This window comes from Streptomyces sp. yr375, assembly GCF_900110755.1.
In the GTDB taxonomy this organism is placed as follows: domain Bacteria; phylum Actinomycetota; class Actinomycetes; order Streptomycetales; family Streptomycetaceae; genus Streptomyces.
On record NZ_FOFF01000015.1, the window covers coordinates 120074 to 145420 of the forward strand.

General features: G+C 71.7%; 25 protein-coding genes. 9 read left to right on the top strand and 16 right to left on the bottom strand.

What is annotated here, in order from left to right:
* Window positions 1-14 precede the first annotated feature (14 nt).
* Window positions 15-1319 (bottom strand): MFS transporter, encoded by a 1305-nt coding sequence (locus BMZ82_RS17700; RefSeq protein ID WP_093776805.1) that lies wholly within the window; start codon window positions 1317-1319, stop codon window positions 15-17.
* A gap of 62 nt (window positions 1320-1381) precedes the next feature.
* Between BMZ82_RS17700 and BMZ82_RS17705 the strand changes: the two genes are divergently transcribed.
* Entirely contained in the window at window positions 1382-2335 is a 954-nt protein-coding gene (locus BMZ82_RS17705; RefSeq protein WP_093776807.1) for a LysR family transcriptional regulator, read from the top strand.
* A gap of 223 nt (window positions 2336-2558) precedes the next feature.
* Here the strand turns inward: BMZ82_RS17705 and BMZ82_RS17710 are convergent, their stop codons facing one another.
* The gene (locus tag BMZ82_RS17710; protein ID WP_093776809.1) at window positions 2559-3323 is read right to left on the bottom strand and encodes an alpha/beta hydrolase; all 765 of its coding nucleotides are present in this window, start codon (window positions 3321-3323) and stop codon (window positions 2559-2561) included.
* A 137-nt stretch (window positions 3324-3460) separates the two neighbouring features.
* On the opposite strand from BMZ82_RS17710, the gene BMZ82_RS17715 reads away from it, so the two are divergent.
* The gene (locus BMZ82_RS17715; protein ID WP_093776811.1) at window positions 3461-4624 is read left to right on the top strand and encodes an adenosine deaminase; all 1164 of its coding nucleotides are present in this window, start codon (window positions 3461-3463) and stop codon (window positions 4622-4624) included.
* Window positions 4625-4767: 143 nt separating this feature from the next.
* A complete protein-coding gene (locus BMZ82_RS17720) occupies window positions 4768-5121 on the top strand; it encodes an ATP-binding protein (RefSeq protein ID WP_093776813.1) in 354 nt (117 codons plus the stop codon).
* A gap of 109 nt (window positions 5122-5230) precedes the next feature.
* On the opposite strand, the gene BMZ82_RS17725 is transcribed toward BMZ82_RS17720, so the two are convergent.
* The 5 genes from BMZ82_RS17725 to afsQ1 form a co-directional block, all read right to left on the bottom strand.
* The gene (locus BMZ82_RS17725) at window positions 5231-5431 is read right to left on the bottom strand and encodes a PspC domain-containing protein (protein WP_093776815.1); all 201 of its coding nucleotides are present in this window, start codon (window positions 5429-5431) and stop codon (window positions 5231-5233) included.
* Between the two features lie 95 nt (window positions 5432-5526).
* Window positions 5527-6078 (bottom strand): VanZ family protein, encoded by a 552-nt coding sequence (locus BMZ82_RS17730; RefSeq protein WP_093776817.1) that lies wholly within the window; start codon window positions 6076-6078, stop codon window positions 5527-5529.
* Between the two features lie 97 nt (window positions 6079-6175).
* Window positions 6176-6802 (bottom strand): hypothetical protein, encoded by a 627-nt coding sequence (locus BMZ82_RS17735; protein ID WP_093776819.1) that lies wholly within the window; start codon window positions 6800-6802, stop codon window positions 6176-6178.
* Entirely contained in the window at window positions 6802-8406 is a 1605-nt protein-coding gene (locus BMZ82_RS17740; RefSeq protein WP_093776899.1) for a sensor histidine kinase, read from the bottom strand. Before BMZ82_RS17740 ends, BMZ82_RS17735 begins: the two co-directional genes overlap by 1 nt.
* A gap of 20 nt (window positions 8407-8426) precedes the next feature.
* Window positions 8427-9104 (bottom strand): two-component system response regulator AfsQ1, encoded by a 678-nt coding sequence (afsQ1, locus tag BMZ82_RS17745; protein WP_093776897.1) that lies wholly within the window; start codon window positions 9102-9104, stop codon window positions 8427-8429.
* Window positions 9105-9428: 324 nt separating this feature from the next.
* On the opposite strand from afsQ1, the gene BMZ82_RS17750 reads away from it, so the two are divergent.
* A complete protein-coding gene (locus BMZ82_RS17750; RefSeq protein WP_093776821.1) occupies window positions 9429-10127 on the top strand; it encodes a SigE family RNA polymerase sigma factor in 699 nt (232 codons plus the stop codon).
* Between the two features lie 257 nt (window positions 10128-10384).
* Here the strand turns inward: BMZ82_RS17750 and BMZ82_RS17755 are convergent, their stop codons facing one another.
* Window positions 10385-11023, bottom strand: coding sequence for a uridine kinase family protein (locus BMZ82_RS17755; protein ID WP_093776823.1), 639 nt, complete (start codon window positions 11021-11023; stop codon window positions 10385-10387).
* Window positions 11024-11150: 127 nt separating this feature from the next.
* On the opposite strand from BMZ82_RS17755, the gene BMZ82_RS17760 reads away from it, so the two are divergent.
* Window positions 11151-11558 carry a hypothetical protein gene (locus BMZ82_RS17760; protein WP_093776825.1) on the top strand — a complete coding sequence of 136 codons (408 nt, stop codon included), beginning with the start codon at window positions 11151-11153 and terminating at the stop codon, window positions 11556-11558.
* Between the two features lie 73 nt (window positions 11559-11631).
* Here BMZ82_RS17760 and BMZ82_RS17765 read toward each other — a convergent pair whose 3' ends face one another.
* From BMZ82_RS17765 to deoC, 3 genes are read right to left on the bottom strand one after another with little or no spacing between them, the layout of a single operon-like run.
* Window positions 11632-12531, bottom strand: a complete 900-nt coding sequence (locus BMZ82_RS17765; protein ID WP_093776827.1) for an aldehyde dehydrogenase family protein — start codon at window positions 12529-12531, stop codon at window positions 11632-11634.
* The gene (locus tag BMZ82_RS17770) at window positions 12524-13960 is read right to left on the bottom strand and encodes an aldehyde dehydrogenase family protein (RefSeq protein WP_093776829.1); all 1437 of its coding nucleotides are present in this window, start codon (window positions 13958-13960) and stop codon (window positions 12524-12526) included. Before BMZ82_RS17770 ends, BMZ82_RS17765 begins: the two co-directional genes overlap by 8 nt.
* Before the next feature lie 5 nt (window positions 13961-13965).
* Window positions 13966-14925: a deoxyribose-phosphate aldolase gene (gene deoC / locus BMZ82_RS17775; RefSeq protein ID WP_093776831.1), complete on the bottom strand. Its 960-nt coding sequence runs from the start codon at window positions 14923-14925 to the stop codon at window positions 13966-13968.
* A gap of 123 nt (window positions 14926-15048) precedes the next feature.
* Here deoC and BMZ82_RS17780 point away from each other — a divergent pair, with 123 nt between their 5' ends.
* Window positions 15049-15795, top strand: a complete 747-nt coding sequence (locus tag BMZ82_RS17780) for a PH domain-containing protein (RefSeq protein ID WP_093776833.1) — start codon at window positions 15049-15051, stop codon at window positions 15793-15795.
* A 402-nt stretch (window positions 15796-16197) separates the two neighbouring features.
* Here BMZ82_RS17780 and BMZ82_RS17785 read toward each other — a convergent pair whose 3' ends face one another.
* The 3 genes from BMZ82_RS17785 to BMZ82_RS17795 all read right to left on the bottom strand — a co-directional run bounded on the left by BMZ82_RS17785 (window position 16198) and on the right by BMZ82_RS17795 (window position 19367).
* Window positions 16198-17829 carry a phospho-sugar mutase gene (locus BMZ82_RS17785; RefSeq protein ID WP_093776835.1) on the bottom strand — a complete coding sequence of 544 codons (1632 nt, stop codon included), beginning with the start codon at window positions 17827-17829 and terminating at the stop codon, window positions 16198-16200.
* A gap of 139 nt (window positions 17830-17968) precedes the next feature.
* A complete protein-coding gene (locus BMZ82_RS17790) occupies window positions 17969-18805 on the bottom strand; it encodes a purine-nucleoside phosphorylase (RefSeq protein WP_093776837.1) in 837 nt (278 codons plus the stop codon).
* A 115-nt stretch (window positions 18806-18920) separates the two neighbouring features.
* Window positions 18921-19367, bottom strand: a complete 447-nt coding sequence (locus tag BMZ82_RS17795; protein WP_093776839.1) for a gamma-glutamylcyclotransferase family protein — start codon at window positions 19365-19367, stop codon at window positions 18921-18923.
* Window positions 19368-19464: 97 nt separating this feature from the next.
* On the opposite strand from BMZ82_RS17795, the gene BMZ82_RS17800 reads away from it, so the two are divergent.
* Together BMZ82_RS17800 and BMZ82_RS17805 are read left to right on the top strand one after the other, a co-directional pair.
* Window positions 19465-20913 carry an NAD(P)H-quinone dehydrogenase gene (locus BMZ82_RS17800; protein ID WP_093776841.1) on the top strand — a complete coding sequence of 483 codons (1449 nt, stop codon included), beginning with the start codon at window positions 19465-19467 and terminating at the stop codon, window positions 20911-20913.
* 131 nt (window positions 20914-21044) lie between these two features.
* Entirely contained in the window at window positions 21045-22010 is a 966-nt protein-coding gene (locus BMZ82_RS17805; RefSeq protein WP_093776843.1) for a DeoR/GlpR family DNA-binding transcription regulator, read from the top strand.
* A gap of 193 nt (window positions 22011-22203) precedes the next feature.
* Here the strand turns inward: BMZ82_RS17805 and BMZ82_RS17810 are convergent, their stop codons facing one another.
* Window positions 22204-23976: an acetyl/propionyl/methylcrotonyl-CoA carboxylase subunit alpha gene (locus BMZ82_RS17810; protein WP_093776845.1), complete on the bottom strand. Its 1773-nt coding sequence runs from the start codon at window positions 23974-23976 to the stop codon at window positions 22204-22206.
* A gap of 351 nt (window positions 23977-24327) precedes the next feature.
* On the opposite strand from BMZ82_RS17810, the gene BMZ82_RS17815 reads away from it, so the two are divergent.
* Window positions 24328-24759: a hypothetical protein gene (locus tag BMZ82_RS17815; RefSeq protein ID WP_093776847.1), complete on the top strand. Its 432-nt coding sequence runs from the start codon at window positions 24328-24330 to the stop codon at window positions 24757-24759.
* Here the strand turns inward: BMZ82_RS17815 and BMZ82_RS17820 are convergent.
* Window positions 24728-25333, bottom strand: a complete 606-nt coding sequence (locus BMZ82_RS17820) for a Maf family protein (protein ID WP_093776849.1) — start codon at window positions 25331-25333, stop codon at window positions 24728-24730. The genes BMZ82_RS17815 and BMZ82_RS17820 overlap by 32 nt on opposite strands.
* Window positions 25334-25347: the final 14 nt, after the last annotated feature.

Below are 25347 nucleotides of genomic sequence, written 5' to 3' on the forward strand. Positions count from 1 at the left end.
CGGAGGGGGAACGGTCAGGCTGCCGCCGGCGTCGCGCGGCGGGCCGCCACCCGGGCCGCCCGGGTCCCGAGCACCGTGATCGCCACGACGCCGAGCACCGCCAGGACGCCCACGCCGACCGTGCCGGCCCAGCCGCCCGCGTGGAAGGCGATCGCGCCGACCGTGGAACCGGTGCTGGAGCCGATGTAGTACGCGGACTGGTAGAGGGCGGAGGCCTGGGCGCGGCCCGTCGTCGCCGTCTTGCTGACCGCCGACGACGCCACCGCGTGCCCCGCGAAGAAGCCCGCCGTGATCAGGACCAGGCCCAGCAGCACCAGGGCCAGCGACTCCGAGAGCGACAGCAGCAGGCCCGTGGCCGTCGTGCCGCCCGCCAGGTACAGCGCGCCGCGCCGCCCCAGCCGGCCGACCAGCCGGCCCGCCGTCGACGCCGACACCGTGCCCACCAGGTACACCAGGAAGATCGAGCCGACGATGCCCTGCGGGAGCGAGAAGGGGGCCTCCGTCAGGCGGTAGCCGATGACCGTGTACACGCCGCCGAAGACGGTCATGAACAGCGCGCCGATCGCGTACAGCCGCCGCAGCAGCGGGTTGGCGAGGTGGTCGCGGACCGTGCGGGCCAGGACGCGGGGGGCCAGGGAGCCCGCCCTGAAGTGCTTCGGCGCGGGCAGCAGCAGCCGGAAGGCGACCGCGCAGGCCACCGCCAGCGCGCCGATCACGCCGACCGCGACCCGCCAGCCCCACTCCTGCGCGACCCAGCCGGTGATGACCCGGCCGCTCATCCCGCCGACGCTGTTGCCGGCCACGAACAGTCCGATCGCGGTGATCAGCGCCTTCGGCCGGACCTCCTCCGCGAGATACGCCGTCGCCGACGCCGGAAGCCCGGCCAGCGCAGCGCCCTGCACCGCCCGCAGCAGGACCAGCGTGCCGAGGGACGGCGCGAAGGGGACCAGCAGCCCGACGGTCACCGCGACCGCCAGCGAGGCCGTCATCACCGTACGGCGGCCGTAGCGCTCGGAGAGGGCGCTCATCGGCAGGACGAACAGGGCCAGTCCGCCGGTCGCCGCCGCCACGGTCCAGCTCGCCTCGCTCGCCGCGACCCCGAAGTCGCCGGAGATCAGCGGCAGGAGCGCCTGTGTGGAGTACAGCAGGGCGAAGGTCGCCACGCCCGCGAGGAAGAGCGCGAAGCTCATCCGGCGGTAGCGGGGATCGCCCGGAGCCATCCGGGTGTCGGCGGAGGAGACGGCGGAGACGGACGAGACGGCGGAGGCGGAGGTCGCGGCGTCCACGGTGGTGGACGCCCCGGTACTGGCGGGAGACATGCCTCGAAACTAGGACGGCCCCGGTCATCCGTCCAATGCATGAACTGGCCATAATCGTTCCCATGGCGCATCAGCAGAGGTCACAGCCCCACCTGTCACCGTCCAGTGACACAGAAGACATGGTGCTGTCGCTGGCGCCCCGGCTCGCGTACTTCGCCGGGGTCGCCCGTACCGAGCACGTGACCCGGGCCGCGCAGGAGATGAACGTCCCGCAGTCGACGCTGTCGCGGGCCATGGTCCGTCTCGAACGCGACCTGGGCGTCGACCTGTTCGCCCGCCGGGGCCGCACGGTCTCCCTCACCCCCGCCGGCCGCACCTTCCTCACCTCCGTCGAACGCGCCCTCGCGGAGGTCGGGAAGGCCGCCGACGAGGTCCGGGCGGACGCCGACGCGGCCACCGGCAAGGTCGCGTTCGGCTTCCTGCACACCATGGGCGCCGAGACCGTCCCCGGGCTGCTCCACGCCTTCCGCGCCGACCATCCGCGCGTGCGCTTCAGCCTCGTCCAGAACTACGGCGAGGCGATGATCGAGCGGCTGCGGGCGGGCGAGCTGGACCTCTGCCTCACCTCGCCGGTCCCGGACGCCCCCGACCTCGTCGCCCGCCGCCTCGACGAGCAGAAACTGCGCCTGGTCGTCCCCGCCGACCACCGCCTCGCCGCCCGCCGCCGCGTCCGCCTCGCCGAGGCCGCCGACGAGACCTTCGTGACCCTGGAACCCGGCTACGGCCTGCGCCGCATCACCGACGACCTCTGCAAAGAGGCCGGTTTCCGCCCCCGGATCGCCTTCGAGGGAGAGGAGGCAGAGACCTTGCGCGGCCTGGTGGCGGCAGGCCTGGGCGTAGCCCTCCTGCCCCCACCGGCCGTGGCCCGCCCGGGCGTGGTGGAACTGACGGTGACCTCCCCCAAGGCGGCCCGAGAAATCGGCGTGGCCTGGCTCGACGGCCACCCGGACACCCCACCGGTAGCAGCCTTCAAAAAGTTCCTACTATCAAGACGCGGCAACCTACTCCCCACCTAGCACCCCCCCCAGGGTTTCCAACTGCGGTTTTCCTACGGCCGAGACGCGCCAACCCGCTCCCGACCTGGCGCTCCGCACCCCAGGGTTTCCAACTGCGGGTTTCCTACGGCCGAGACGCGCCAACCTGTTACCGACCTGGCGCTCCGCACCCAAGGGGCGCGGGGAACTGCGCGACCAGCCACAACGCACCCGCACGCCGAACACGACCGACACACCGACGGCGCTACCGTCGCAACGACTGCCCGAACCCCACAGCCAACGGCATCCGCAACCCCAGCGGCGGCGGAGCCGCAAGCGCGTCGGCCACCGGTCGCGCGAACGCCCGCCCGAACAACGCGCCCATCACGAAGTCCTCGGCCAGCGCGAGGACTTCACCCCGGTACTGGCGCAGCCGGTGACCATCGGAGTGCACCTCGAACCGGCACACATCCCGGTTCGCTTTCTTCGCGCGCGTGGCGAGCCGGAACGACAACTCCGGGTCGCACCGCTCGTCGTTCGTACCGTGCACGATCAGCACCCGCCGCCCCGCGAGCTGCTTCACCGGTTCGGGTGGCGCGGCCATGTCCTCCTCCGGCAGCCAGGGAGCGACCGCCAGCACGGAGTTGACGGCCTCGTGACCCCCCGCCCGCAGCGCGGCCCGCGCGCCCATGCCGACGCCGGCCAGACACACGGGAACGTCCCCGTAACGCCGTACGGCCTCGTCGGCGGCCCAAGACGCGTCGGCCGCGAGATGCGCCTCATGGCCGTTCCAGCCCAGGTAGCGGTAGTGCACGGTGTGCACGGCGAGGCCGCCCTCCACGCGCCGCGCCCGCGCGAGACTGCGGCCCAGGCTCCGGACGGAGGCCGCCGACCACACGGGCGAGGGCCTGCGGCTGGACACCTCCTGACCCCCCGGAAGCAGCAGCACCACCCCGCTCACCCCCACCGGCGCCACGCCGACCGCCCTCCCCAGCCTGGCCGCCCGAACCGGTGTCACTTCCTGTCCCATGACAGAACAGTGTCAGAAGCCCCGGTGTACTCCACCCGTCCATGCGGTCACCGTTACATATCGGCCGAGTTATACACCCGCGTATCGGCCGCGTCACACAACGCGCGATCTACGCGCGTAGGAGTTACAGTGCGGACATGACGAGCCAGAGCATTCAGGCGGGCATCACCCCGAGTTCGGACCAGATCCGGCAGGCGCCCAAGGTTCTGCTGCACGACCATCTCGACGGCGGGCTGCGCCCCGGCACGATCGTCGACCTCGCCCGGGACGCCGGGTACGCCGGACTCCCCGAGACCGACGCCGACAAGCTCGGCATCTGGTTCCGCGAGGCCGCCGACTCCGGTTCCCTGGAACGGTACTTGGAGACCTTCTCGCACACCGTCGGCGTGATGCAGACCCGCGCCGCGCTGGTGCGGGTGGCCCGCGAGTGCGCCGAGGACCTCGCCGAGGACGGTGTCGTCTACGCCGAGGTGCGGTACGCGCCCGAGCAGCACCTCGACGGCGGGCTGAGCCTCGAAGAGGTCGTCGACGCCGTCAACGAGGGCTTCCGGGAAGGGGAGTTGACGGCCCGGCGCAACGGGCACCGCATCCGCGTCGGCGCCCTGCTGACCGCCATGCGGCACGCGGCCCGCTCCCTGGAGATCGCCGAACTCGCCAACCGCCACCGCGACTTGGGGGTGGTCGGCTTCGACATCGCGGGCGCGGAGGCCGGTTACCCGCCCACCCGGCACCTCGACGCGTTCGAGTACCTCAAGCGCGAGAACAACCACTTCACCATCCACGCGGGCGAAGCCTTCGGCCTGCCGTCCATCTGGCAGGCCCTGCAATGGTGCGGCGCCGACCGCCTCGGGCACGGGGTGCGCATCATCGACGACATCGAGGTCGCCGAGGACGGCAGTGTGAAGTTGGGGCGGCTCGCCTCCTACGTCCGCGACAAGCGGATCCCGCTGGAGCTGTGCCCCTCCTCCAACCTCCAGACCGGCGCCGCCGCCTCCTACGCCGAGCACCCCATCGGACTGCTGCGCACCCTGCACTTCCGGGCCACCGTGAACACCGACAACCGGCTGATGTCCGGCACCAGCATGAGCCGCGAATTCGAGCACCTTGTCGAGGCGTTCGGTTATACGCTCGACGATCTGCAGTGGTTCTCTGTCAATGCTATGAAGTCAGCATTCATTCCTTTCGATGAACGCCTGGCCATGATCAATGACGTGATCAAGCCCGGTTATGCAGAACTGAAATCCGCATGGCTGTTCCAGCAGACCGCCTCCACCAGCGGTTCTGTGGCCACGGAGAGCTGACGGCAGGGTTTTTCGAGGCGCGGAATGTGGGCGGGTGTTCACCATCCGTCCGCATTTCGATGTTTGCCGCCGACCCCGTTCCGTGTTTACGGTCGAGAACCGCTCAGTCAGTTCCCCGTATCCCATTCGAGGACGCATTCATCATGAAGCAGTCTGCTGCCAAGACCCTCGGTGTCGCCGCTCTCGGTGCCGCCTTCGCCGCCGTCGGCGCGGGTGCCGCGAACGCCGCCCCCGCCGTGCCGGACGCCACGCAGGCCCTGGACGGCATCACCAGGACGCTCCCGGCGGAGAACGTGGCCCAGGCGCTGCCCGCCGCCGCCGAGTCCCTGTCGCAGGCCCAGCCGGCCCTCACCACCAGCCTGGCCGCCGCGCAGCCGGTCGCCGAGAAGCTGCTCGCCGAGGGCCCGACCGCGCCCGTCGCCGGTCTCCTCGGCGGTCTGCCGCTGAAGGGCCTGCCCACGCACGGTCTGCCGGTCAACGGCATCCCGCTGGGCTGAGCCGCACCGCCCGCCCGCTCACGCCACGTCGCGTCGCGTCACGCACCACGCCGTTGGGGCGCACCCGGAATCACCGGGTGCGCCCCAACGGCGTTGGTGTGGACGGTCGTTACCAGGCCACGCGGGCCTTGTCCTCCGAGGGGAGCAGGATCCACAGCGCTATGTAGAGCAGGAACTGCGGGCCGGGCAGCAGGCAGGAGAGCAGGAAGATCACGCGCATGGTGGTCGCCGAGGTGCCGAAGCGGCGGGCCAGCGCGGCGCACACTCCGCCGATCATGCGGCCGTTGGTGGGGCGGGCGAGGCTGGACATCTGCGGCTCCTTCGTGAGCGTCGGTAGGAGGCGGCCTCTTCGGCTGCTCCGTCTGACATCGACGCTACGGTGACGAAGAGGGACGAAGCATCGCTCTACGGGGCGACCCCGACCCTGGGAATCCTCGGGGTCCGACCCTGAGTCGCCTCCTCCTGACGGAACACCGCCCGCCCCCGCCGCTCCTCCCTGCGGCGCAGCCACGCGCGGACCGCCGGCACCACCGCGACATGCGCGAGGGCCACGCCCACGGTGTTCAGCAGCATCGAGTCGACGTCCACGACCTGCCCCGGCACCCCGGTCTGCAACAGCTCGATGCCCAGCGACAACAGGGCGCCCGCCGTGACCGTACGGACCAGGGAGGCGAGCGGTGAGACCCGGAGCCTGCCGTGCACCAGCGGCAGCAGGACGCCCAGCGGGGCGAGCAGCCCCAGCCCCGCGCCGATCCGGCGGGCCGCCTCGGGCCAGCCCAGCGCCAGGTCGGCGCGGATCCCGGCGAACGGGTGCAGGTTGGCGGGCAGGACCCAAGGGACGTTCAGTGGGCGCAGCGCGACCCAGGCGACGAGCCCGAGGTGAGCGGCCAGGAGAACAATCCCGGTCGCGCGGATGCGGATCGCGGCGCTGCCGCCGATGGAGCCTTGACGCTGCACGCCCCCCAAGACGCGCCCCCCGGCACGATCGGTTCCGGCCCACCCCATGAGGCGTCCACCACACCCCCGGAACGCGCTCAGCCGCCGTCAGCCGTCCTCAGCCGCCGTCCGCGACCGCCGACGACGGGGGTTCCGTGCTGCCGGGGCGGGTGCGGACCTCGTCGGTGCATTCGTAGCGGCGCAGGGGGTCGGGGGCGGGCCCGGCCAGGATGACGCCGTCGCCCTCGGCCGCCGCCGAGTCGGAGAACGTGCAGACGAGCTGGGCGAGGGCGTACGAGGTCAGGCTGCCGGGGGAGACGCTCAGCCGCAGGGCGTCGTCCGGGTCCTTGGGCCCCGGGCCGCGCACCGACATGCCGCCGCGCACGTCCGTCGTGTAGCCGGCCTTCTTCTCGGCGGCCGACGGCGACCCGGCGAGCTGGTCGAGCAGCCCCTGCGCCACCAGCGCGCGCCGCGCGGAGTCCACCGTGCCGTCCGGCACCCGCACGGAGCGGTCCACGGCGACCAGCGACGAACCGCACAGCAGGAACACCCGCACCGGCACGCCCGCGCGGCCGGACGGCGCCGTCCCGTCCGGTCCGGTGAGCGAGCAGCGGGCCCGGGAGGGCGCGGCCCCGAAGTCGGTCGGCACCTCGGTCGCCCGGATCCCGCAGCCGGCGAGCAGCCCGGCCAGCAGGGGGACTGCCAGCAGTCGTCGTCGTACGGCCGTCGCGCGGGCCCCGGTCACTACGCCTCCCCCTTGTCCTGCACGGCCTTCTCGTCCTGCCCGCCGTCCGCGCCGCCCCCGCCGACCTCGTCGTCCGGGTCGGTCAGGTCGGCGATGTCCTGCGGCAGGCGCAGGGTGAACACCGCGCCGCCGTCGGGGGAGTTGGCGGCGGTGATCTCGCCGCCGTGGATGTGGGCGTTCTCCAGGGCGATGGACAGGCCGAGGCCGCTGCCCTCGGAGCGCGGCCGGGAGGCGCTCGCCTTGTAGAACCGGTCGAAGACGTGCGGCAGCACCTCCTCGGGGATGCCCGGCCCGTGGTCGCGCACGGCGATGACGACCGCCCCGTCGTCCGCCTTCGACACCGACACCCGCACCGGCGAACCGCCGTGCTTGAGCGCGTTGCCGATCAGGTTGGCGAGGATGACGTCCAGGCGGCGCGGGTCGAGCAGGGCGTGGATGCCGCGCTCGGCGTCCAGGTCGACGGCGTCGAGCCAGGCGCGCGCGTCGATGCAGTGCGTGATCTGGTCGACGACGTCGACGTCGTCCAGGACCAGCCGCGCCGTCCCCGCGTCGAAGCGGGTGACCTCCATCAGGTTCTCGACGAGGTCGTTCAGCCGCCGCGTCTCACTGACCACCAGCCGCACCGCCGGCTCGATCATCGGGTCGATGCTGCCCGACTCGGCGTCGAGTTCCTCCTCCAGCACCTCCGTGACGGCGGTGATGGCGGTCAGCGGCGTCCGCAGCTCGTGCGACATGTCGGCGACGAACCGCCGGGAGGCGTTGTCGCGGGCGGCCATGTCGTCGACCCGCTTCTCCAGCGCCTCCGCCGTCCGGTTGAACGTCCGCGACAGATCGGCGAGTTCGTCCGTCCCCGACACCCGCAGCCGGGTGTCGAGCCGCCCCTCGCCGAGCCGCCGCGCCGCGACGCCCAGCCGGTGCACCGGCTTCAGTACGGTCGTGGCGGCGGCCTGCGCGAGCAGCGCGGCCCCGATCAGCGCCAGCCCGGTGGCGATCCCGAGCGACCAGGCCAGCGAGTTGAGATCGTCCGCCTCCGGCTCCAGCGACTTGCGCATGTACCCGGTCGGACCGCCCCCGATGACCTTCGTCCCGGCCACCAGATACGGCGTCCCGTGGTCCACGACCCGCTGCCAGTACAGGTGGTACGGCGACTTGTTGCCGCTGGTCAGGTCCTGCTGCTTGGTCACCGCCGCCCGCAGCGACTCCGGCACGTCCTCCAGCGAGAACCCGCTCAGCCCGCCCGAGTTGCCGTACACGGTCGTGCCGCCGGCGTCCGCGCCCACCAGCAGCACACTGAAGCGCTGGCTGCTGTTGGCCATCTGCCCGGCGGTGTGCTGCAGTTCGTCCTGCGAGGGATGCTCGGGCAGCGCGCCCGCCCGGTTCTGCATCTCCTGCTCGAAGTCCCGCAGCACCGCACCCTGCGTCCGGCTCAGCACCGCCTCGCGGTTGAGCCAGTACGCGATGCCGGACGCGGACACGGCGGCGGTCAGCGCCACCGCCCCGAAGACGACGACGAGCCGCAGCCGCAGGCTCGTGAGCCGCAGCCGGGCCAGTCGCCCCCGGCGCGCCGCGGACCAGCCGCGCAGCCCGCCCTCCTCCGATGCCACCGCCGATGTCGCCGTCGAGGTCACTGAGGGGCGTCCAGGCGGTAGCCGACGCCACGCACGGTACGGATCAGGACCGGGGACGACGGCACGTCCTCCACCTTGGCCCGCAGCCGCTGGACGCAGGCGTCCACCAGCCGCGAGTCACCGAGGTAGTCGTGCTCCCACACGAGGCGCAGCAACTGCTGCCGGGACAGCGCCTGCCCCGGCCGCCGGGACAGCTCGAGCAGCAGCCGCAGCTCGGTCGGCGTGAGTTGGAGATCCTCGCCGTTCTTCGTGACCGTCATCGCCGCGCGGTCGATGACGAGGCTGCCGAACGACGCCGAATCGCTCGACTCCCGCTCGCCGCGCCGCAGCACGGCCCGGATCCGGGCGTCCAGCACCCGCCCCTGCACGGGCTTGACGACATAGTCGTCGGCGCCGGACTCCAGCCCGACCACGACGTCGATGTCGTCGCTGCGCGCGGTGAGCAGAATGATCGGCAACTGGTCGGTGCGCCGGATGCGCCGGCACACCTCGAAACCGTCGATGCCGGGCAGCATCACGTCCAGCACGATGAGGTCCGGCCGCTGCTCGCGCAGCAGCTTCAGACCGTCCTCACCGCTGGCAGCGGTGGCCACCCGGTGTCCCTGGCGGGTCAGCGAGAGCTCCAGGGCCGTACGGATGGCGTCGTCGTCCTCGATCAGCAACAGGGAAGGCACGGGCTCATTCTGGCCCATGAGGGGGCCGTCGTTCGACCTGTGGGCCGGGACGAGCCGCCGGGCCCGCTCCACAACCAGTGGACCTGCGGTTTCGGCGGCGGGTCAACTGCCGTACTGCGGACGGCTGTGAGCGATCTGTGGTGTCGCCGTGACAGGGCCCTGTGACAGGTCTGTGACAGTCGGCGGACACCGCCATGAAGTGGCCCGGGCAATCTTTTCGACACGGGCAAGGCGGCGGCGCGGAACACAGCGGCGAAGCCGGACCGGAGCGACACGCACGACGCGAAAGACCGAACACCGGAAGTCCACGACGGGGGGCGCGAGATGAACACGCTGCACGGTATGAGCACCAACGCAGTCGCAGTCGTCACCCGCCTGCACGACGTGCACCGGGGTTCCGAGAAGTCCGGTGCGGTGAGCGGACGGGGGTGCGCTCGCGGCACCGGGCGTCAGCACAACGCGTGCATGACGGTGGTCGACACGGCGGAGCGTCCCTCGCTGACCGAGGCGGAGTTCACCGCCTACGTCCAGGAGCGCCGCGCCTCCCTGTACGCCACCGCCTACCACCTCACCGGCGACCGCTTCGAGGCCGAGGACCTGCTGCAGAGCGCGCTGTTCTCGACGTACCGGGCGTGGGACCGGATCAGTGACAAGGCCGCCGTCGGGGGATATCTGCGGCGGACGATGACCAACCTGCACATCAGCGCGTGGCGCCGCCGCAAGCTGAACGAGTACCCGACCGAGGAACTGCCGGAGACGCCCGGCGACACGGACGCGATGCGCGGCACCGAACTGCGCGCGGTCCTGTGGCAGGCGCTGGCCCGGCTGCCCGAACTCCAGCGGACGATGCTGGTCCTGCGTTACTACGAGGGCCGGACCGACCCGGAGATCGCGGAGATCCTCGACATCAGTGTCGGCACGGTGAAGTCCAGCATCTGGCGGTCGCTCCGCCGGCTGCGTGAGGACGAGGTCCTCAGCTTCGGCCGTGACGAGGAGGACGCCTTCGGGGAGCTGGTCGCCTGAAGGTGACGGGGGAAGGGCCCGGCTTCGCTCAGGGAAGCCGGTGAACGGGGGAGGAAAGGGCCGGCTTCTCGCCGGTCGCGGGGGAGCGGTACCGGGGGGCCCGACGGGGGACGTTGGGGGAGCGGTACCGCGTACGTAAGGGGAAGCGCCACCCGGGGGGCACGGGGTGGGCACGGGGGAGCGCAAGAGAGCGGGACTGGAGGGCCGGGGGGTCCGTTCAGTCCCGCTTTTGCGTGCGCGGCGTACAGGTACGGGCTTCAGGCGGCCGTGCGGGATGTCGGGGCCTGGTGGCCGGCGGCGGCGGACGCCAGGCGGCCCATCGCCTCGTCGCGGTCGCAGGCGTACGCGCCCAGCGCGGTCTGGCGGGCCACGATCGAGCGTTCGGCGCGCATCAGGCGCCAGCCGCGGCGCAGCAGGAAGGGGACCGACTTGCGGCCCTCCTTCAGGTCCCGCAGGAAGCGGCGGCGGAACGTCTTCACCGGGCCGCGGCTCAGGCACAGCGCGTCGGCCAGGACGCCCAGTTCCCGGCAGCGGTTCACGATCTCGGCGGCGAAGATGCCCTCCGCGATGAACAGCGGGGTCCGCCCGATCTCGACCGCGTCCGCGCCGGTGCGGGCGCTGAGCGAGATGTCGTACACGGGAACGTTCGTACGGCCCGTGCCGCACAGTTCCACGATCGCGGCGACGGCCGTGTCCGCGTCCCACGAGTCGGGGTGGTCCCAGTCGATGTCCGCACTCCCGGCGACCAGGGGCAGCGTCGGGTCGTCGCCCTCTTTGTAGAAGTCGTCGAGCCGCAGCACCGGGAGGCCGGAGCGGGCGCCGAGCAGGGACTTGCCGGAGCCGGAAGGGCCGCAGAGCAGCACGACTCGCGTCGGTATGGGCGGAGGGGAGGTCACGGGTCACCAGTGTGCGGCATCACCCGGGCCGTCAACGACCCCGCGGGTCGGCTTTGAAGCGCGCGTCACACCTCAACTACCCTTCGTGTCGACCTCATTACCTTGCGCATCAGAAGGTGGCAACGCGATGGCCCGACACGACTCATCCCACACCTCCACCGGCCGGCGTGCCCTCGCCGCCCTCGCGACCGCCGGCGTGGCGCTGGGCGCGGGCGCCGGTACGGCCGCCGCGGCCACCGCCGAGCCCGTCGTCGACGTGATGCGGACGCACCCCACCTCGCTCGGCCGGATCGACCCGCAGGCGGGCTTGCAGGGGGCGCTCGGCTCCCTGACGTACGTCACCGGCACCGTCTCCGGCCTCAAGCCCAACCCGCTCGCGGGCACCGGCGTCGACCCCCTCGACAACGGAGTCGGCACCCAGCTCGCCGACTTCAAGCCGCTGACCTCCCAGATGCTGACCGGGCCGGTGGCCCAGGCGCAGTCGATCGGGTCGATCCCGGTGCTGGGGGACGTCACGAAGGTGCTGGGCGGCTGAATCGCGTACCGACAGCTTTGAGAGCCGCGCCGCCCCCGGACGGAGGGGCGGCGCGGCTCGTTCGCGGGGTGGCTCAGTAGGCGGAGCCGGACGCGCCCAGGGAGCCGGTCGGGTGCCAGACCGTCTTGGTCTCCAGGAAGGCCGTCAGGCGTTCGGTGCCCGGGGCCGCCGACCAGTCGTCCACAGGCTGTGGACGCAGGACGCGCTTGAGGTTGTCGGCCGCCGCGATCTCCAGCTCCTTCGCGAGGACGTCGTCCGCGCCCGCGAGGTCGATCGCGTTGACGTCCTGGTGGGCGGCGAGCGGCGCCGCGAGCTCTGCCGTACGGCCGGAGAGGACGTTGACGACGCCGCCGGGGACGTCGGAGGTGGCCAGGACCTCGCCGAGGGAGAGGGCCGGGAGCGGGGACCTCTCGCTCGCGACGACGATCGCCGTGTTGCCCGTCGCGATGACCGGGGCCAGGACGCTCACCAGGCCCAGGAACGACGACTCCTGGGGGGCCAGGACCGTGACCACGCCGGTCGGCTCGGGCGAGGAGAGGTTGAAGTACGGGCCGGCGACCGGGTTCGCGCCGCCCACGACCTGGGCGATCTTGTCGGTCCAGCCCGCGTACCAGACCCAGCGGTCGATCGTGGCGTCCACGAGCACGGCCGCCTTCGACTTCGACAGGCCCTCGGCGTCCGCGACCTCACGGGTGAACTGCTCCTTGCGGCCCTCCAGCATCTCGGCGACGCGGTAGAGGACCTGGCCCCGGTTGTACGCCGTCGCCCCGGCCCAGCCGCCGAACGCCTTGCGGGCCGCCACCACGGCGTCACGGGCGTCCTTGCGGGACGACTGCGGCGCGTTCGCGAGCCACTTGCCCTTGGAGTCCGTCACCTCGTACACCCGGCCGCTCTCGGAACGCGGGAACTTGCCCCCGACGTACAGCTTGTAGGTCTTGAAGACGCCGAGGCGTTCGTTGGTGCGGTCAGACATCGAGGTACGCCTCCAGGCCGTGGCGACCGCCCTCGCGGCCGAAGCCCGATTCCTTGTAGCCGCCGAACGGCGAGGTCGGGTCGAACTTGTTGAACGTGTTGGACCAGATGACGCCCGCGCGCAGCTTGCTCGCGACCGCGAGGATGCGGGAGCCCTTCTCGGTCCAGATGCCCGCCGACAGGCCGTACTGGCTGTTGTTGGCCTTGGCGACCGCCTCGTCGGGCGTACGGAAGGTCAGGACCGACAGGACCGGGCCGAAGATCTCGTCGCGGGCGACGGTGTGGGCCTGGGTGACGTTCGTGAAGAGCGTCGGCGCGAACCAGTAGCCGGAGGCGGGCAGTTCGCAGGCCGCGGACCAGCGCTCGGCGCCCTCGGCCTCGCCCTGCTCGACGAGCGAGGTGATGCGCGAGAGCTGCTCGGCGGAGTTGATCGCGCCGATGTCCGTGTTCTTGTCGAGCGGGTCGCCGAGCCGGAGGGTGGCGAGGCGGCGCTTGAGGGAGTCCAGCAGCTCGTCCTGGATCGACTCCTGGACGAGCAGGCGGCTGCCCGCGCAGCAGACCTGGCCCTGGTTGAAGAAGATGCCGCTGACGATCCCCTCCACCGCCTGGTCGATCGGGGCGTCGTCGAAGACGATGTTGGCGCCCTTGCCGCCCAGTTCGAGCGTGAGCTTCTTGCGGGTGCCGGCGACCGTGCGGGCGATCTCCTTGCCGACGGCCGTGGAGCCGGTGAACGCCACCTTGTCGACATCCGGGTGCGCGATGAGCGCGGCGCCCGTGTCGCCGTAGCCGGGGAGGATGTTGACGACGCCCCGGGGCAGGCCCGCCTGGCGGCACACGTCCGCGAAGAAGAGCGCGGAGAGAGGCGTCGTCTCGGCCGGCTTCAGCACCACCGTGTTGCCGGTGGCCAGGGCCGGGGCGATCTTCCACGCCAGCATCAGCAGGGGGAAGTTCCAGGGGATGACCTGGCCCGCGACGCCCAGGGGCCGCGGGCTCGCGCCGTAGCCCGCGTGGTCGAGCTTGTCGGCCCAGCCCGCGTAGTAGAAGAAGTGCGCGGCGACCAGGGGGAGGTCGGCGTCGCGGGTCTCCTTGATGGGCTTGCCGTTGTCGAGGGTCTCCAGGACGGCGAGCTCGCGGCTGCGCTCCTGGATGATGCGGGCGATGCGGAAGAGGTACTTCGCGCGCTCGGCGCCCGGCAGCGCGGACCACTTCTCGAAGGCCTTGCGGGCGGCCCTCACCGCGCGGTCGACGTCCTCCGCGCCGGCCTGGGCGATCTCCGACAGCACCTCCTCGGTGCTGGGGCTGACCGTCTTGAAGACCTTGCCGTCGGCCGCCTCGACGAACTCGCCGTCGATGAACAGGCCGTAGGAGGGGGCGATGTCGACGACCGAGCGGGACTCGGGCGCCGGTGCGTATTCGAATACCGAAGCCATGGTGATCAGTCCACCGTCACGTAGTCGGGACCGGAGTAGCGGCCGGTGGCCAGCTTCTGACGCTGCATCAGCAGGTCGTTGAGGAGCGAGGAGGCGCCGAAGCGGAACCAGTGGTTGTCCAGCCAGTCCTCGCCGGCGGTCTCGTTGACCAGCACGAGGAACTTGACGGCGTCCTTGGAGGTACGGATGCCGCCGGCCGGCTTCACGCCCACCTGGACGCCGGTCTGCGCCCGGAAGTCGCGCACCGCCTCCAGCATGAGGAGCGTGTTCGCGGGCGTGGCGTTGACGGCGACCTTGCCGGTGGACGTCTTGATGAAGTCCGCCCCGGCCAGCATGCCGAGCCAGCTCGCCCGCCGGATGTTGTCGTACGTCGACAGCTCGCCCGTCTCGAAGATGACCTTCAGGCGGGCGGCGCCCGAGGCCTCCTTCACGGCGACGATCTCCTCGTACACCTTCAGGTAGTGGCCGCCGAGGAACGCCCCGCGGTCGATGACCATGTCGATCTCGTCGGCGCCGGCGGCGACCGCGTCACGGACGTCCGCCAGCTTCACCGGGAGGGCGGCGCGGCCGGCCGGGAAGGCGGTGGCGACCGAGGCGACCTTCACCGGCGAGCCGGCGACGGCCGCCTTCGCGGTGGCCACCATGTCGGGGTAGACGCAGACCGCGGCCGTGGCGGGGGCGCTGCGGTCGGTCGGGTCGGGGCGGACCGCCTTCGCGCCGAGCGCCCGGACCTTGCCCGGGGTGTCCGCGCCTTCCAGCGTCGTCAGGTCGACCATCGAGATGGCGAGGTCGATGGCGTACGCCTTCGCGGTCGTCTTGATGGAACGGGTACCGAGAGCGGCTGCGCGCGCCTCCAGGCCGACCGCGTCGACGCCGGGCAGCCCGTGGAGGAAGCGGCGCAGCGAGCTGTCGGACGCGGTCACGTCCGTAAGGGCATCGGCTGCGGTGGGTGCATTGGTGGGCATGGTCACCAGACGAGCATATCTACGCGCGTAGCGGCTGTACACCCCGGGAAGTCCTTGCGGGGAGGTTCGGCGCTGGGGCTTCCCTGTAGGGGTGCGGAGGGGGCGTCGGGCAGAATCGGGGTCATGACGAGCCCGGAAGACCAGTCACCAGCGCAGCGACCTTCGGAGTCCTCGGGGTCCTCGGAGTCCTCAGGGTCTTCGGGTTTCTCGGGGTTCGAGATCAAGGACCGTGTCTATCGGTCGCCCGCGGGCATGGTCGGTGGGGTGCTGTTGCTGGGGCTGGCCGGGTGGCTCGGGGGCGACGCGATCGTCGCGGGTGACGGGCGGACGCCGTGGCTGGCGCTCGCGTCGCTGATCCTGGTCGTGCCGCTGACCGTCGCCTTCACACTGCGGCCCGCCGTGTACGCGGGCCAGGACCGGCTGCGGGTGCGCAATCCGTTCCGGCTGATCGTGCTGCCCTGGGGGCAGGTCGCCGCGCTGCGGTCCGGTTACTCCAACGAGGTCGTCGCCGCGTCGGGGAAGAAGTTCCAGTTGTGGGCCGTCCCGGTGTCGATGCGGGCGCGGAAGAAGGCGAACCGGCAGAAGGCCCGGGCGGCGGCTGCGGCGCGGGGTGGCGCGGGCGGCCGGGGTGGCCTGGGCGGCGGGCTCGGGTTCGGCGGGTTGTCGCGTGGGGGCGGTGCCGCGGCCGCGCCGGACGGGCCCGTGCGGGCCGAGACCGACCGGGTGATGGACGAGCTGCGGGAACTGTGGGAGGCACGCGAGAAGGAGGAGAGCGCCCAGGGCGAGGTCACCGTGCGGTGGGCCTGGGAGATCGTGGGGCCGGCGGTGGCGGGCGCCGTGGTGCTGGGGATTCTGCTGGTTATGGGGTGAGGTGGGCTGCCGCCGGGGTGCTGTGGCCGCTGGGGGCGTCATCGAGGCCGTGGGCCTAGGCGGTTGGCGGTGGTCGTCTCCTGCCCTGACCGGCGGTGGGTCAGGGCAGGTCGGCCGGGCGGCTCGTGCGGTTGTAGGCAGGGTCGGCTTTGTACCGCTCGTACCGCTCGTACCGCTCGGGCGGGCGTAGGCGAGTCGGCTCGTGCCCTTCGTGCGGTCGTAGCAAGGGTGGCTCGTACCGCTCGTACCGCTCGTACCGCTCGGGTGGGCGTAGGCGAGTCGGCTCGTGCCCTTCGTGCGGTCGTAGCAAGGGTGGCTCGTACCGCTTGTGCCGCTCGGGCGGGCGTCGGCGGGTCCGGTTCGTGCCCCTCGTGCGGGCGTCGCAGGGGCTCGTACCGTCCGTCAGATGCCGGCTGCCGCCGACAGGTCCCGCTTGATTGCTGTCAGGAGGTTGGTGGCCTTGGTGTGGGCGGCCGGGAGGGCCGTGTGGGTGGGGACCGGGATGACGACTTCCAGGTAGCACTTCAGTTTTGGTTCGGTGCCGCTGGGGCGGACGATGACGCGGGCGCCGTCGAGTGTGTAGCGCAGGCCGTCGGTGGGGGGCAGTTCGGTGGTGCCCTGGGTGAGGTCCTCGGCGCGGGTGACGGGCAGGCCGGCGAGTTCGGTCGGGGGCTGCTTGCGGAGCCGTTCCATCGCGTGGGCGATGACCGACAGGTCCTGCACCCGCACCGAGAGCTGGTCGGTGGCGTGCAGGCCGTGCTCCACGGCGAGGTCGTCCAGCAGGTCGAGGAGGTTGCGGCCCTCTTCCTTGAGCTCCGACGCCAGTTCCGTGATGAGCAGCGCCGCTGTGATGCCGTCCTTGTCGCGTACGCCCTCGGGGTCCACGCAGTAGCCGAGGGCCTCCTCGTAGCCGTAGCGCAGGCCGTCGACGCGGGCGATCCACTTGAAGCCGGTGAGGGTCTCCTCGTAGGGCAGGCCCGCCTTCTCGGCGATCCGGCCGAGGAGCGAGGAGGAGACGATCGACTCGGCGAACGTGCCCCGCACACCGCGCCGGACGAGGTGGGCGGCGAGCAGGGAGCCGACCTCGTCGCCGCGCAGCATCCGCCAGTCGCCGTCGTGCGGGACGGCCACGGCGCAGCGGTCGGCGTCCGGGTCGTTGGCGATGATCAGGTCGGGGGCGCTCGCGCGGGCCGTCGCGAAGGCGAGGTCCATCGCGCCGGGCTCCTCCGGGTTGGGGAAGGCGACGGTGGGGAAGTCCGGGTCGGGCTCGGCCTGTTCGGCGACGAGCACCGGCTCCGGGAAGCCCGCGCGGGCGAACGCGGCGAGCAGGACGTCCTTGCCGACGCCGTGCATCGCCGTGTAGACCGTGCGGGCCGTGCGGGGGGAGCCCTGGGCGAGGACGGCGTCCGTGCGGGCCAGGTAGGCGTCGAGGACGGCGTCGTCGAGGGTCTGCCAGCCGGACTCCGGACGCGGGACGTCCGCCAGCGCGGCGATCGCGTCGATCTCGGCCGCGATCCCGGCGTCGGCGGGCGGCACGATCTGCGAACCGTCGCCCAGGTACACCTTGTAGCCGTTGTCGCGCGGCGGGTTGTGACTGGCGGTGACCTCGACTCCGGCGACCGCGCCGAGGTGCCTTATGGCGTACGCCAGCACCGGGGTGGGCAGCGGGCGGGGCAGTACGGCCGCCCGGAAGCCCGCGCCCGTCATCACCGCGGCGGTGTCCCGCGCGAAGTCCGCCGACTTGTGACGGGCGTCGTAGCCGATGACGACGACTCCGCCGGTGCCGCCGTTCTTCGTGAGGTACGCGGCGAGACCGGCGGCGGCGCGGATGACGACCGCGCGGTTCATGCGCATCGGGCCGGCGCCCAGCTCGCCGCGCAGGCCCGCGGTGCCGAACTGGAGGGTGCCGCTGAAACGGGCGGCGAGTTCCGTGACGTTCTCGGCCTCGATCAGCTCGGCCAGCTCCGCGCGGGTCTGCGGGTCGGGGTCCTCGGCGAGCCATGCGTTGGCCTGCGCGATGAGTTCGTCGTGCACGTCCGGATCAGCCTCTCGTCGTCTCGTGTGCGGGCACCTGGGGCTGCGCCCCAGACCCTCTGTCGGCCCTTAAGGGGCCTCGTCCTCAATCGCCGGACGGGCTGAATTGCACGGACCGGCGCCCCGAAGGGACCGCTGTCTACAGTCGGCCGAGTACCTGGGCCAGCAAGGAGCCCATGCGGGTGGCGCTGTCGCGGCCGGCCTGGAGGACCTCCTCGTGGTTCAGCGGTTCGCCCGTCATGCCGGCGGCGAGGTTGGTGACGAGCGAGATGCCCAGCACCTCCGCGCCCGCCTCCCGCGCCGCGATGGCCTCCAGCACCGTGGACATGCCCACCAGGTCCGCCCCGATGGTCCGGGCCATCCGGATCTCGGCCGGCGTCTCGTAGTGCGGGCCGGGGAACTGGGCGTAGACGCCCTCCTCCAGCGTGTCGTCGATCTCCTTGCACAGGGCGCGCAGCCGCGGCGAGTACAGGTCCGTCAGGTCGACGAAGTTCGCGCCGACGATCGGGGACGTCGCCGTGAGGTTGATGTGGTCGCTGATCAGCACCGGCTGGCCCGGCCGCATGCCCTCGCGCAGACCGCCGCAGCCGTTGGTCAGCACGATCGTCTTGCAGCCGGCCGCCACCGCCGTACGGACGCCGTGCGCGACCGAGGCGACACCGCGGCCCTCGTAGTAGTGGGTGCGGCCCAGGAAGACCAGCGCCCGCTTCGCGCCGATCCGGTACGAGCGGATCGTGCCGCCGTGGCCCTCGACCGCGGGCGGCGGGAAGCCGGGCAGCTCGGTGACCTGGAACTCGGCGTCGGGAGCGCCGAGGGCGTCCACGGCCGGCGCCCAGCCGGAGCCCATCACGAGGGCGACGTCGTGGGTCTCGGCGCCGGTCAGTTCGCGCAGGCGCGCGGCCGCGGCGTCGGCGGCGACCCTGGGATCTACTGGGGTGGCGCCCTGGATGTCGTCCGGGAGAAGAGATGCGTTCACGCGCCTGAGGGTAGCCGCTTTGGGCCTACGCGCGTAGATGACAGAGCCCACGGGAGGGCGATCGTTGTCTTGTCGTTTCCAACGAGGGGTGACGAGAGGCGAGGGGAGGGGTGGTTCAGCAGGGGCGCTTGCGGAGTTCCATCACGTAGTCGTGGGGTGCGCCCGCCGACTCCGCCGCGTCGGCGATCTCGCCGAGGTAGCGGGCCGAGGGCAGTCCGCCCTCGTAGCCGTTCAGGACGTACATCCAGACCGACTCCTCGCCCTCCAGCGTCTGCACCCGCACCCGGGCGCGCCGGTAGATGCCGAGGCCCACGCCCTCCCAGCGGTCGAGGGACTCCTCGTCCATGGGGGCGATGTCGTACAGCGCGACGAAGACCTGCGCGCCGGGGTCCTCGGCGTCCTCGACGACCGTCGCCAGCGCGCCCTCCCAGCCCATCTGCTCCCCGCCGAACGTCAGCCGCCAGCCGCTCAGCCAGCCGGTGGCGCGCATCGGCGAGTGGGGAGCGCGGCGGGTCATCAGCCGCGCGTCGAGGTTGCCGGCGTACGCGGCGTAGAGCGACATGCAAGGAGAGTACGGCAGTGCGCGCATGCGTCACTCTCGTCACGATGACGGCCCTCGGGGCCCCCGGGGGCGGTACCACCGTGCCCCGTGCAGGACAATGGAGTACGTGACTCGGATCGTGATCATCGGTGGCGGACCCGGCGGCTATGAAGCGGCGCTGGTGGCCGCGCAGCTCGGCGCGGAGGTGACCGTCGTGGACTGCGACGGTCTGGGCGGGGCGTCGGTGCTGACCGACTGCGTGCCGTCGAAGACCCTGATCGCCACGGCCGAGGTGATGACCACCTTCGACTCTTCGTACGAGGAGCTGGGCATCATCGTCGCCGACGACACCCCGCCGCTGGAGCAGGCGGCCCGGGTCGTCGGGGTGGACCTCGGCAAGGTCAACCGGCGGGTGAAGCGCCTCGCGCTCGCCCAGTCGCACGACATCACCGCCTCCGTGACCCGGGCGGGCGCCCGGGTGCTGCGCGGGCGCGGCCGGCTGGAGGGCATGCAGGCGCTGGACGGCTCCCGCAAGGTCGTCGTCACCGCCGTCGACGGCACCGAGGAGACCCTCGTCGCCGACGCCGTCCTGCTCGCCACCGGCGCCCACCCCCGCGAACTGCCGGACGCGCAGCCCGACGGCGAGCGCATCCTGAACTGGACGCAGGTCTACGACCTCGCCGAGCTCCCCGAGGAGCTCATCGTGGTCGGCTCGGGTGTGACGGGCGCGGAGTTCGCCGGCGCCTACCAGGCCCTCGGCTCCAAGGTCACCCTCGTCTCGTCCCGCGACCGCGTGCTGCCCGGCGAGGACCCGGACGCCGCCGCCGTCCTCGAGGACGTCTTCCGCCGCCGCGGTATGAACGTGATGGCCCGCTCGCGCGCCGAGTCCGCCAAGCGGGTCGGCGACCGGGTCGAGGTCACCCTCGCCGACGGCCGGGTCATCACCGGCTCGCACTGCCTCATGGCGGTCGGCGCCATCCCCAACAGCGAGGGCCTCGGGCTCGCGGAGGCGGGCGTCAAGGTCCGCGAGTCCGGGCACATCTGGACCGACAAGGTCAGCCGCACCACCGCCCCGGGCGTGTACGCCGCCGGTGACGTGACCGGGATCTTCGCCCTGGCCTCCGTCGCCGCCATGCAGGGCCGGATCGCCATGTACCACTTCCTCGGCGACGCGGTGGCCCCCCTCAACCTCAAGACGGTCTCCTCCAACGTCTTCACCGACCCCGAGATCGCCACCGTCGGCTACACCCAGGCCGACGTCGACGGCGGCAAGATCGACGCCCGCGTCGTCAAGCTGCCGCTGCTGCGCAACCCGCGCGCCAAGATGCAGGGCATCCGCGACGGCTTCGTCAAGATCCTCTGCCGGCCCGGCACCGGGATCGTCGTCGGCGGCGTGGTCGTGTCACCGCGCGCCTCGGAACTGATCCACCCCATCTCGATCGCCGTCGACAACAATCTGACGGTCGAACAGATCGCGAACGCCTTCACCGTGTACCCGTCCCTTTCGGGGTCGATCGCGGAGGTCGCCCGGCAACTGCACACGCGCAAGGCGGCGGACGAGGCCTGATGGCAGGCATCTAAGGGGTACGGGCGTCGGGTTGGGGTCCTATACCACTCCCCGTCCCCCTGTGCGAACAACTTCTACTATTCGGCGGAAAGAGCTGAAAGCAGACGGTCGTCCGCGTTACTGTCAGTTTCGTGTTCGCTGCAGAACGTCGTCAATTGATCCTCGAAATGGTGCGAGCGAACGGGGCCGTGTCGCTCCGTGAACTCGCCCGCGTCGTCCAGACCTCTGAAGTGACCGTACGGCGGGACGTGCGCGCACTGGAGGCAGAAGGACTCCTCGACCGCCGACACGGCGGTGCGGTATTGCCGGGCGGTTTTACGCGGGAGTCCGGCTTTCCGCAGAAATCCCATCTCGCGACCGCCGAAAAGACCGCCATCGCGGACCTCGCCGCCAACTTCGTAGAAGAGGGCGAGGCCATCGTGGTCGGGGCGGGCACCACCACCCAGGAGCTGGCCCGCCGGCTCGCCCGGGTGCCGGGGCTGACCGTCGTCACCAACTCACTGCTCGTCGCCCAGGCGTTGGCCCATGCCAACCGGGTCGAGGTCGTGATGACCGGGGGCACCCTGCGCGGTTCCAACTACGCGCTCGTCGGCAGCGGTGCGGAGCAGTCCCTCCAGGGACTCAGGGTGTCGCGGGCCTTCCTGTCCGGGAGCGGGCTGACCGCCGAGCGCGGGCTGTCCACGTCCAACATGCTGTCCGCGTCCGTGGACCGCGCGCTGGTGCAGGCGGCCGCCGAGGTCGTCGTCCTCGCCGACCACACCAAGCTCGGCGCCGACACCATGTTCCAGACCGTGCCCACGGAACTCGTCACGCGCCTCATCACCGACGAGCCGCCCGCGCACGACGATCGTGCCGCCACCGAGTTGCAGGCCCTGGCTGACCAGGGCGTGCAGATCTCTGTGGCCGGGGGGTCGGGAAGTCAGGGGGGTGATGCGGTTCCGGCGCGCCATCAGCAGCAGCGGCGGGATGTGCCGCTGCCCGCTCCGCGGCGGGGGCAGGTGCCGGGGGTCGCCGCTACGTTGCGGGCCAACGCGGCGCTGGGGGAGCAGCCGCCCGGCTCGGAACGGGCCCGCGTCGCTGATATGCGGCGGCGCTGACAGGGGTGGTGACGGTCGGTGCTGGGGGCTCTGCCCCCAGACCCCCGTATCGGCCCTGAAGGGGCCTCGTCCTCAAACGCCGGACGGGCTGGATTGTCCCCGCCCGGCGCTTGGAAAGGGGCCCTTGAACGGGACCTCATCCCTTTGGAAAAGGGACTTCAGTCCGTTAAAGGGACCTCGATCCGTTGAGGCCTCAGTCCTTGATTTCGCAGATCGGGGCGCCCGATGTGATGGACGCGCCGACCTCTGCCGCCAGGCCCTTGACCGTGCCGGAGCGGTGGGCGTTGAGGGGCTGTTCCATCTTCATCGCTTCGAGTACGACGATGAGGTCGCCCTCCTTGACCTCCTGGCCCTCCTCGACGGCCACCTTCACGATGGTGCCCTGCATCGGGGAGGCGAGGGTGTCGCCGGAGGCCATCGGGCCGGACTTCTTGGCCGCGCGGCGCTTGGGCTTGGCGCCCGCCGCGAGGCCCGTCCGGGCCAGGGTCATGCCGAGCGAGGACGGGAGGGAGACCTCAAGCCGCTTGCCGCCGACCTCGACGACGATCGTCTCGCGGTCCGTCTCGTCCTCGGCCTCGGTGTCGGCCGGGGCCGCGAAGACCGGGATCTCGTTGACGAACTCGGTCTCGATCCACCGCGTGTGCACCGTGAACGGGTCGGCGGAACCGGTCAGTTCGGGGGCGAACGCCGGGTCCGTGACCACCGCGCGGTGGAACGGGATCGCCGTCGCCATGCCCTCGACCTGGAACTCCGCCAGCGCGCGCGCCGCCCGCTGGAGCGCCTGCGCACGGGTGGCGCCCGTGACGATCAGCTTCGCCAGCAGGGAGTCCCACGCCGGGCCGATGACCGAGCCGGACTCCACACCCGCGTCCAGCCGTACGCCCGGACCCGACGGCGGGGCGAACGAGGTGACCGTGCCGGGCGCCGGGAGGAAGTTGCGGCCCGGGTCCTCGCCGTTGATACGGAACTCGAAGGAGTGACCCCGCAGCTCCGGGTCGCCGTACCCGAGCTCCTCGCCGTCGGCGATCCGGAACATCTCGCGCACCAGGTCGATGCCCGCGACCTCCTCGGTCACCGGGTGCTCGACCTGGAGACGGGTGTTGACCTCCAGGAAGGAGATCGTGCCGTCCACGCCGACCAGGAACTCGACGGTCCCCGCGCCGACGTAACCGGCCTCCTTCAGGATCGCCTTGGACGAGGAGTACAGCTCCGCGACCTGGGCGTCCGAGAGGAACGGCGCGGGGGCCTCCTCGACCAGCTTCTGGTGGCGGCGCTGGAGGGAGCAGTCACGGGTCGAGACGACGACCACGTTGCCGTGGCTGTCGGCCAGGCACTGCGTCTCCACGTGCCGCGGCTTGTCGAGGTACCGCTCGACGAAGCACTCGCCGCGACCGAACGCGGCGACCGCCTCGCGCACCGCCGACTCGTACAGCTCGGGGACCTCTTCCAGCGTCCTGGCGACCTTCAGACCGCGACCGCCACCGCCGAAGGCGGCCTTGATCGCGATCGGCAGCCCGTGCTCCTCGGCGAAGGCGACGACCTCGTCGGCGCCGGACACCGGGTCGGGCGTGCCGGCGACCAGAGGCGCGCCGGCGCGCTGGGCGATGTGCCGGGCGGCGACCTTGTCACCGAGGTCGCGGATGGCCTGCGGGGGCGGGCCGATCCAGATCAGACCCGCGTCCAGGACGGCCTGGGCGAACTCGGCGTTCTCCGAGAGGAAGCCGTACCCGGGGTGGACGGCGTCGGCTTCCGACTCCCGCGCCGCGTTCAGCACCTTCTCGATGTCGAGATAGCTGGTCCCGGGAGTGTCACCGCCCAGCGCGAACGCCTCATCCGCAGCGCGGACATGCAGAGCGTCCCGGTCCGGGTCGGCGTACACGGCCACGCTCGCGATGCCGGCATCCCGGCAAGCCCGGGCCACGCGGACTGCGATTTCGCCACGGTTGGCGATGAGCACCTTGCGCACGATTGAGGCTCCCTCCTTGAAACAAGCCGAGTTTAGGGACTGCCGACACGGATCATCGACCCGTCCTCAACGGTGAGCTTGCCCACACGGAGCGTGATACCTGGCTCACTCGGCCCCGAAATCCCTTGCAGTACCGCCGTACGCAGCACTCCTCCGGCAAACCCTAGCCCTCCCATGTGGCCAAGGTCTCTGTGAGAGCGTGCTGCGGCCCACGCCGTTTCTTTGTCGAGTCCCTACGAATGGCCCAACGATTCTTTGCCGCCCGCACAACCCTTGTCCCAGGGTTTACCCGTTAGTAGCGTTCAGGTTGTCTCGAACATACGCGTCGGGGTCGAAAGTGGGTGGGGACCGGTGGTGCGCAGACCGGTGGCATGGATCGTCGCGGTCGTGCTCTTCGTGGAGGCGTTCGGGGTCGCCGCCGTGAACTGGTTGCTGGGCATCGTGGTGGACCGGCAGGACATGTCCCTGGCCGGTCTGGACCCGGACGTCATGTCGATGTCCTCGAAGGTCGGCGGGATCGTCTTCGGCCTCTACTTCGCGCTGTGCGGCGTGGTCGCCCTGCTCGTCGCCCTGCGCGACCGCGCGCCCGCCGGCCTCGGCCGCGTCCTGCTCATCAGCGTCGCCGTCGTGCACGGGCTGCTGGGCGCCTTCGCGTGGGGGCTGCTGGGCGTGCCGCAGTTCCTGTTCATGGTCGCCGTGCTGGCCCTCGTCGTCCTGCTCCTGATGACGTACGACGCCCAGCGCGAGCCCGTCACGCCTCCTGCGGCGCCCACAACTCCGTGATCCCTACGCCCAGTTGGGCCAGCAGGCGGCGTACGAGGGGGAGGCTGATGCCGATCACGTTGCCGTGGTCGCCGTCGATGCCGTCGATGAACGGGGCCGAGCGGCCGTCGAGGGTGAACGCCCCGGCGACGTAGAGGGGTTCGCCCGTGGCGACGTACGCCGCGATCTCCTCGTCCGTCGGCTCGCCGAAGCGGACCACGGTGGAGGCGGTGGCGGAGGTGTAGCGGCCGCTGAGGGTGTCGTAGACGCAGTGGCCGGTCTGGAGCGTGCCGGCCCGGCCGCGCATCGCCTTCCAGCGCGCGGTGGCCTCCTCGGCGTCCGCGGGCTTGCCGAGCGCCTCGCCGTCCAGGTCGAGGACCGAGTCGCAGCCGATCACCAGAGCACCCTTGACCTCGGGCTTCGCGGCCACCACGCCCGCCTTCGCCTCGGCGAGGGCGAGAGCCAGGTCGGCGGGGGTGGGGGCGGTGACGGCGTCCTCGTCGACGCCGCTGACGATGACCTCCGGGGTCAGGCCGGCCTGGCGGAGGAGGTTCAGCCGGGCGGGGGACTGGGAGGCGAGGACGAGTCTGCGCATGCGGTCAGCCTAGC

Bases quoted from the DNA above. Each gene is read 5' to 3' on its own strand.
- BMZ82_RS17700 (WP_093776805.1), bottom strand. From the start codon at position 1,319: ATGTCTCCCGCCAGTACCGGGGCGTCCACCACCGTGGACGCCGCGACC.
- BMZ82_RS17705 (WP_093776807.1), top strand. From the start codon at position 1,382: ATGGCGCATCAGCAGAGGTCACAGCCCCACCTGTCACCGTCCAGTGAC.
- BMZ82_RS17710 (WP_093776809.1), bottom strand. From the start codon at position 3,323: ATGGGACAGGAAGTGACACCGGTTCGGGCGGCCAGGCTGGGGAGGGCG.
- BMZ82_RS17715 (WP_093776811.1), top strand. From the start codon at position 3,461: ATGACGAGCCAGAGCATTCAGGCGGGCATCACCCCGAGTTCGGACCAG.
- BMZ82_RS17720 (WP_093776813.1), top strand. From the start codon at position 4,768: ATGAAGCAGTCTGCTGCCAAGACCCTCGGTGTCGCCGCTCTCGGTGCC.
- BMZ82_RS17725 (WP_093776815.1), bottom strand. From the start codon at position 5,431: ATGTCCAGCCTCGCCCGCCCCACCAACGGCCGCATGATCGGCGGAGTG.
- BMZ82_RS17750 (WP_093776821.1), top strand. From the start codon at position 9,429: ATGAACACGCTGCACGGTATGAGCACCAACGCAGTCGCAGTCGTCACC.
- BMZ82_RS17760 (WP_093776825.1), top strand. From the start codon at position 11,151: ATGGCCCGACACGACTCATCCCACACCTCCACCGGCCGGCGTGCCCTC.
- BMZ82_RS17765 (WP_093776827.1), bottom strand. From the start codon at position 12,531: ATGTCTGACCGCACCAACGAACGCCTCGGCGTCTTCAAGACCTACAAG.
- BMZ82_RS17770 (WP_093776829.1), bottom strand. From the start codon at position 13,960: ATGGCTTCGGTATTCGAATACGCACCGGCGCCCGAGTCCCGCTCGGTC.
- deoC (WP_093776831.1), bottom strand. From the start codon at position 14,925: ATGCCCACCAATGCACCCACCGCAGCCGATGCCCTTACGGACGTGACC.
- BMZ82_RS17780 (WP_093776833.1), top strand. From the start codon at position 15,049: ATGACGAGCCCGGAAGACCAGTCACCAGCGCAGCGACCTTCGGAGTCC.
- BMZ82_RS17795 (WP_093776839.1), bottom strand. From the start codon at position 19,367: ATGTCGCTCTACGCCGCGTACGCCGGCAACCTCGACGCGCGGCTGATG.
- BMZ82_RS17800 (WP_093776841.1), top strand. From the start codon at position 19,465: ATGGAGTACGTGACTCGGATCGTGATCATCGGTGGCGGACCCGGCGGC.
- BMZ82_RS17820 (WP_093776849.1), bottom strand. From the start codon at position 25,333: ATGCGCAGACTCGTCCTCGCCTCCCAGTCCCCCGCCCGGCTGAACCTC.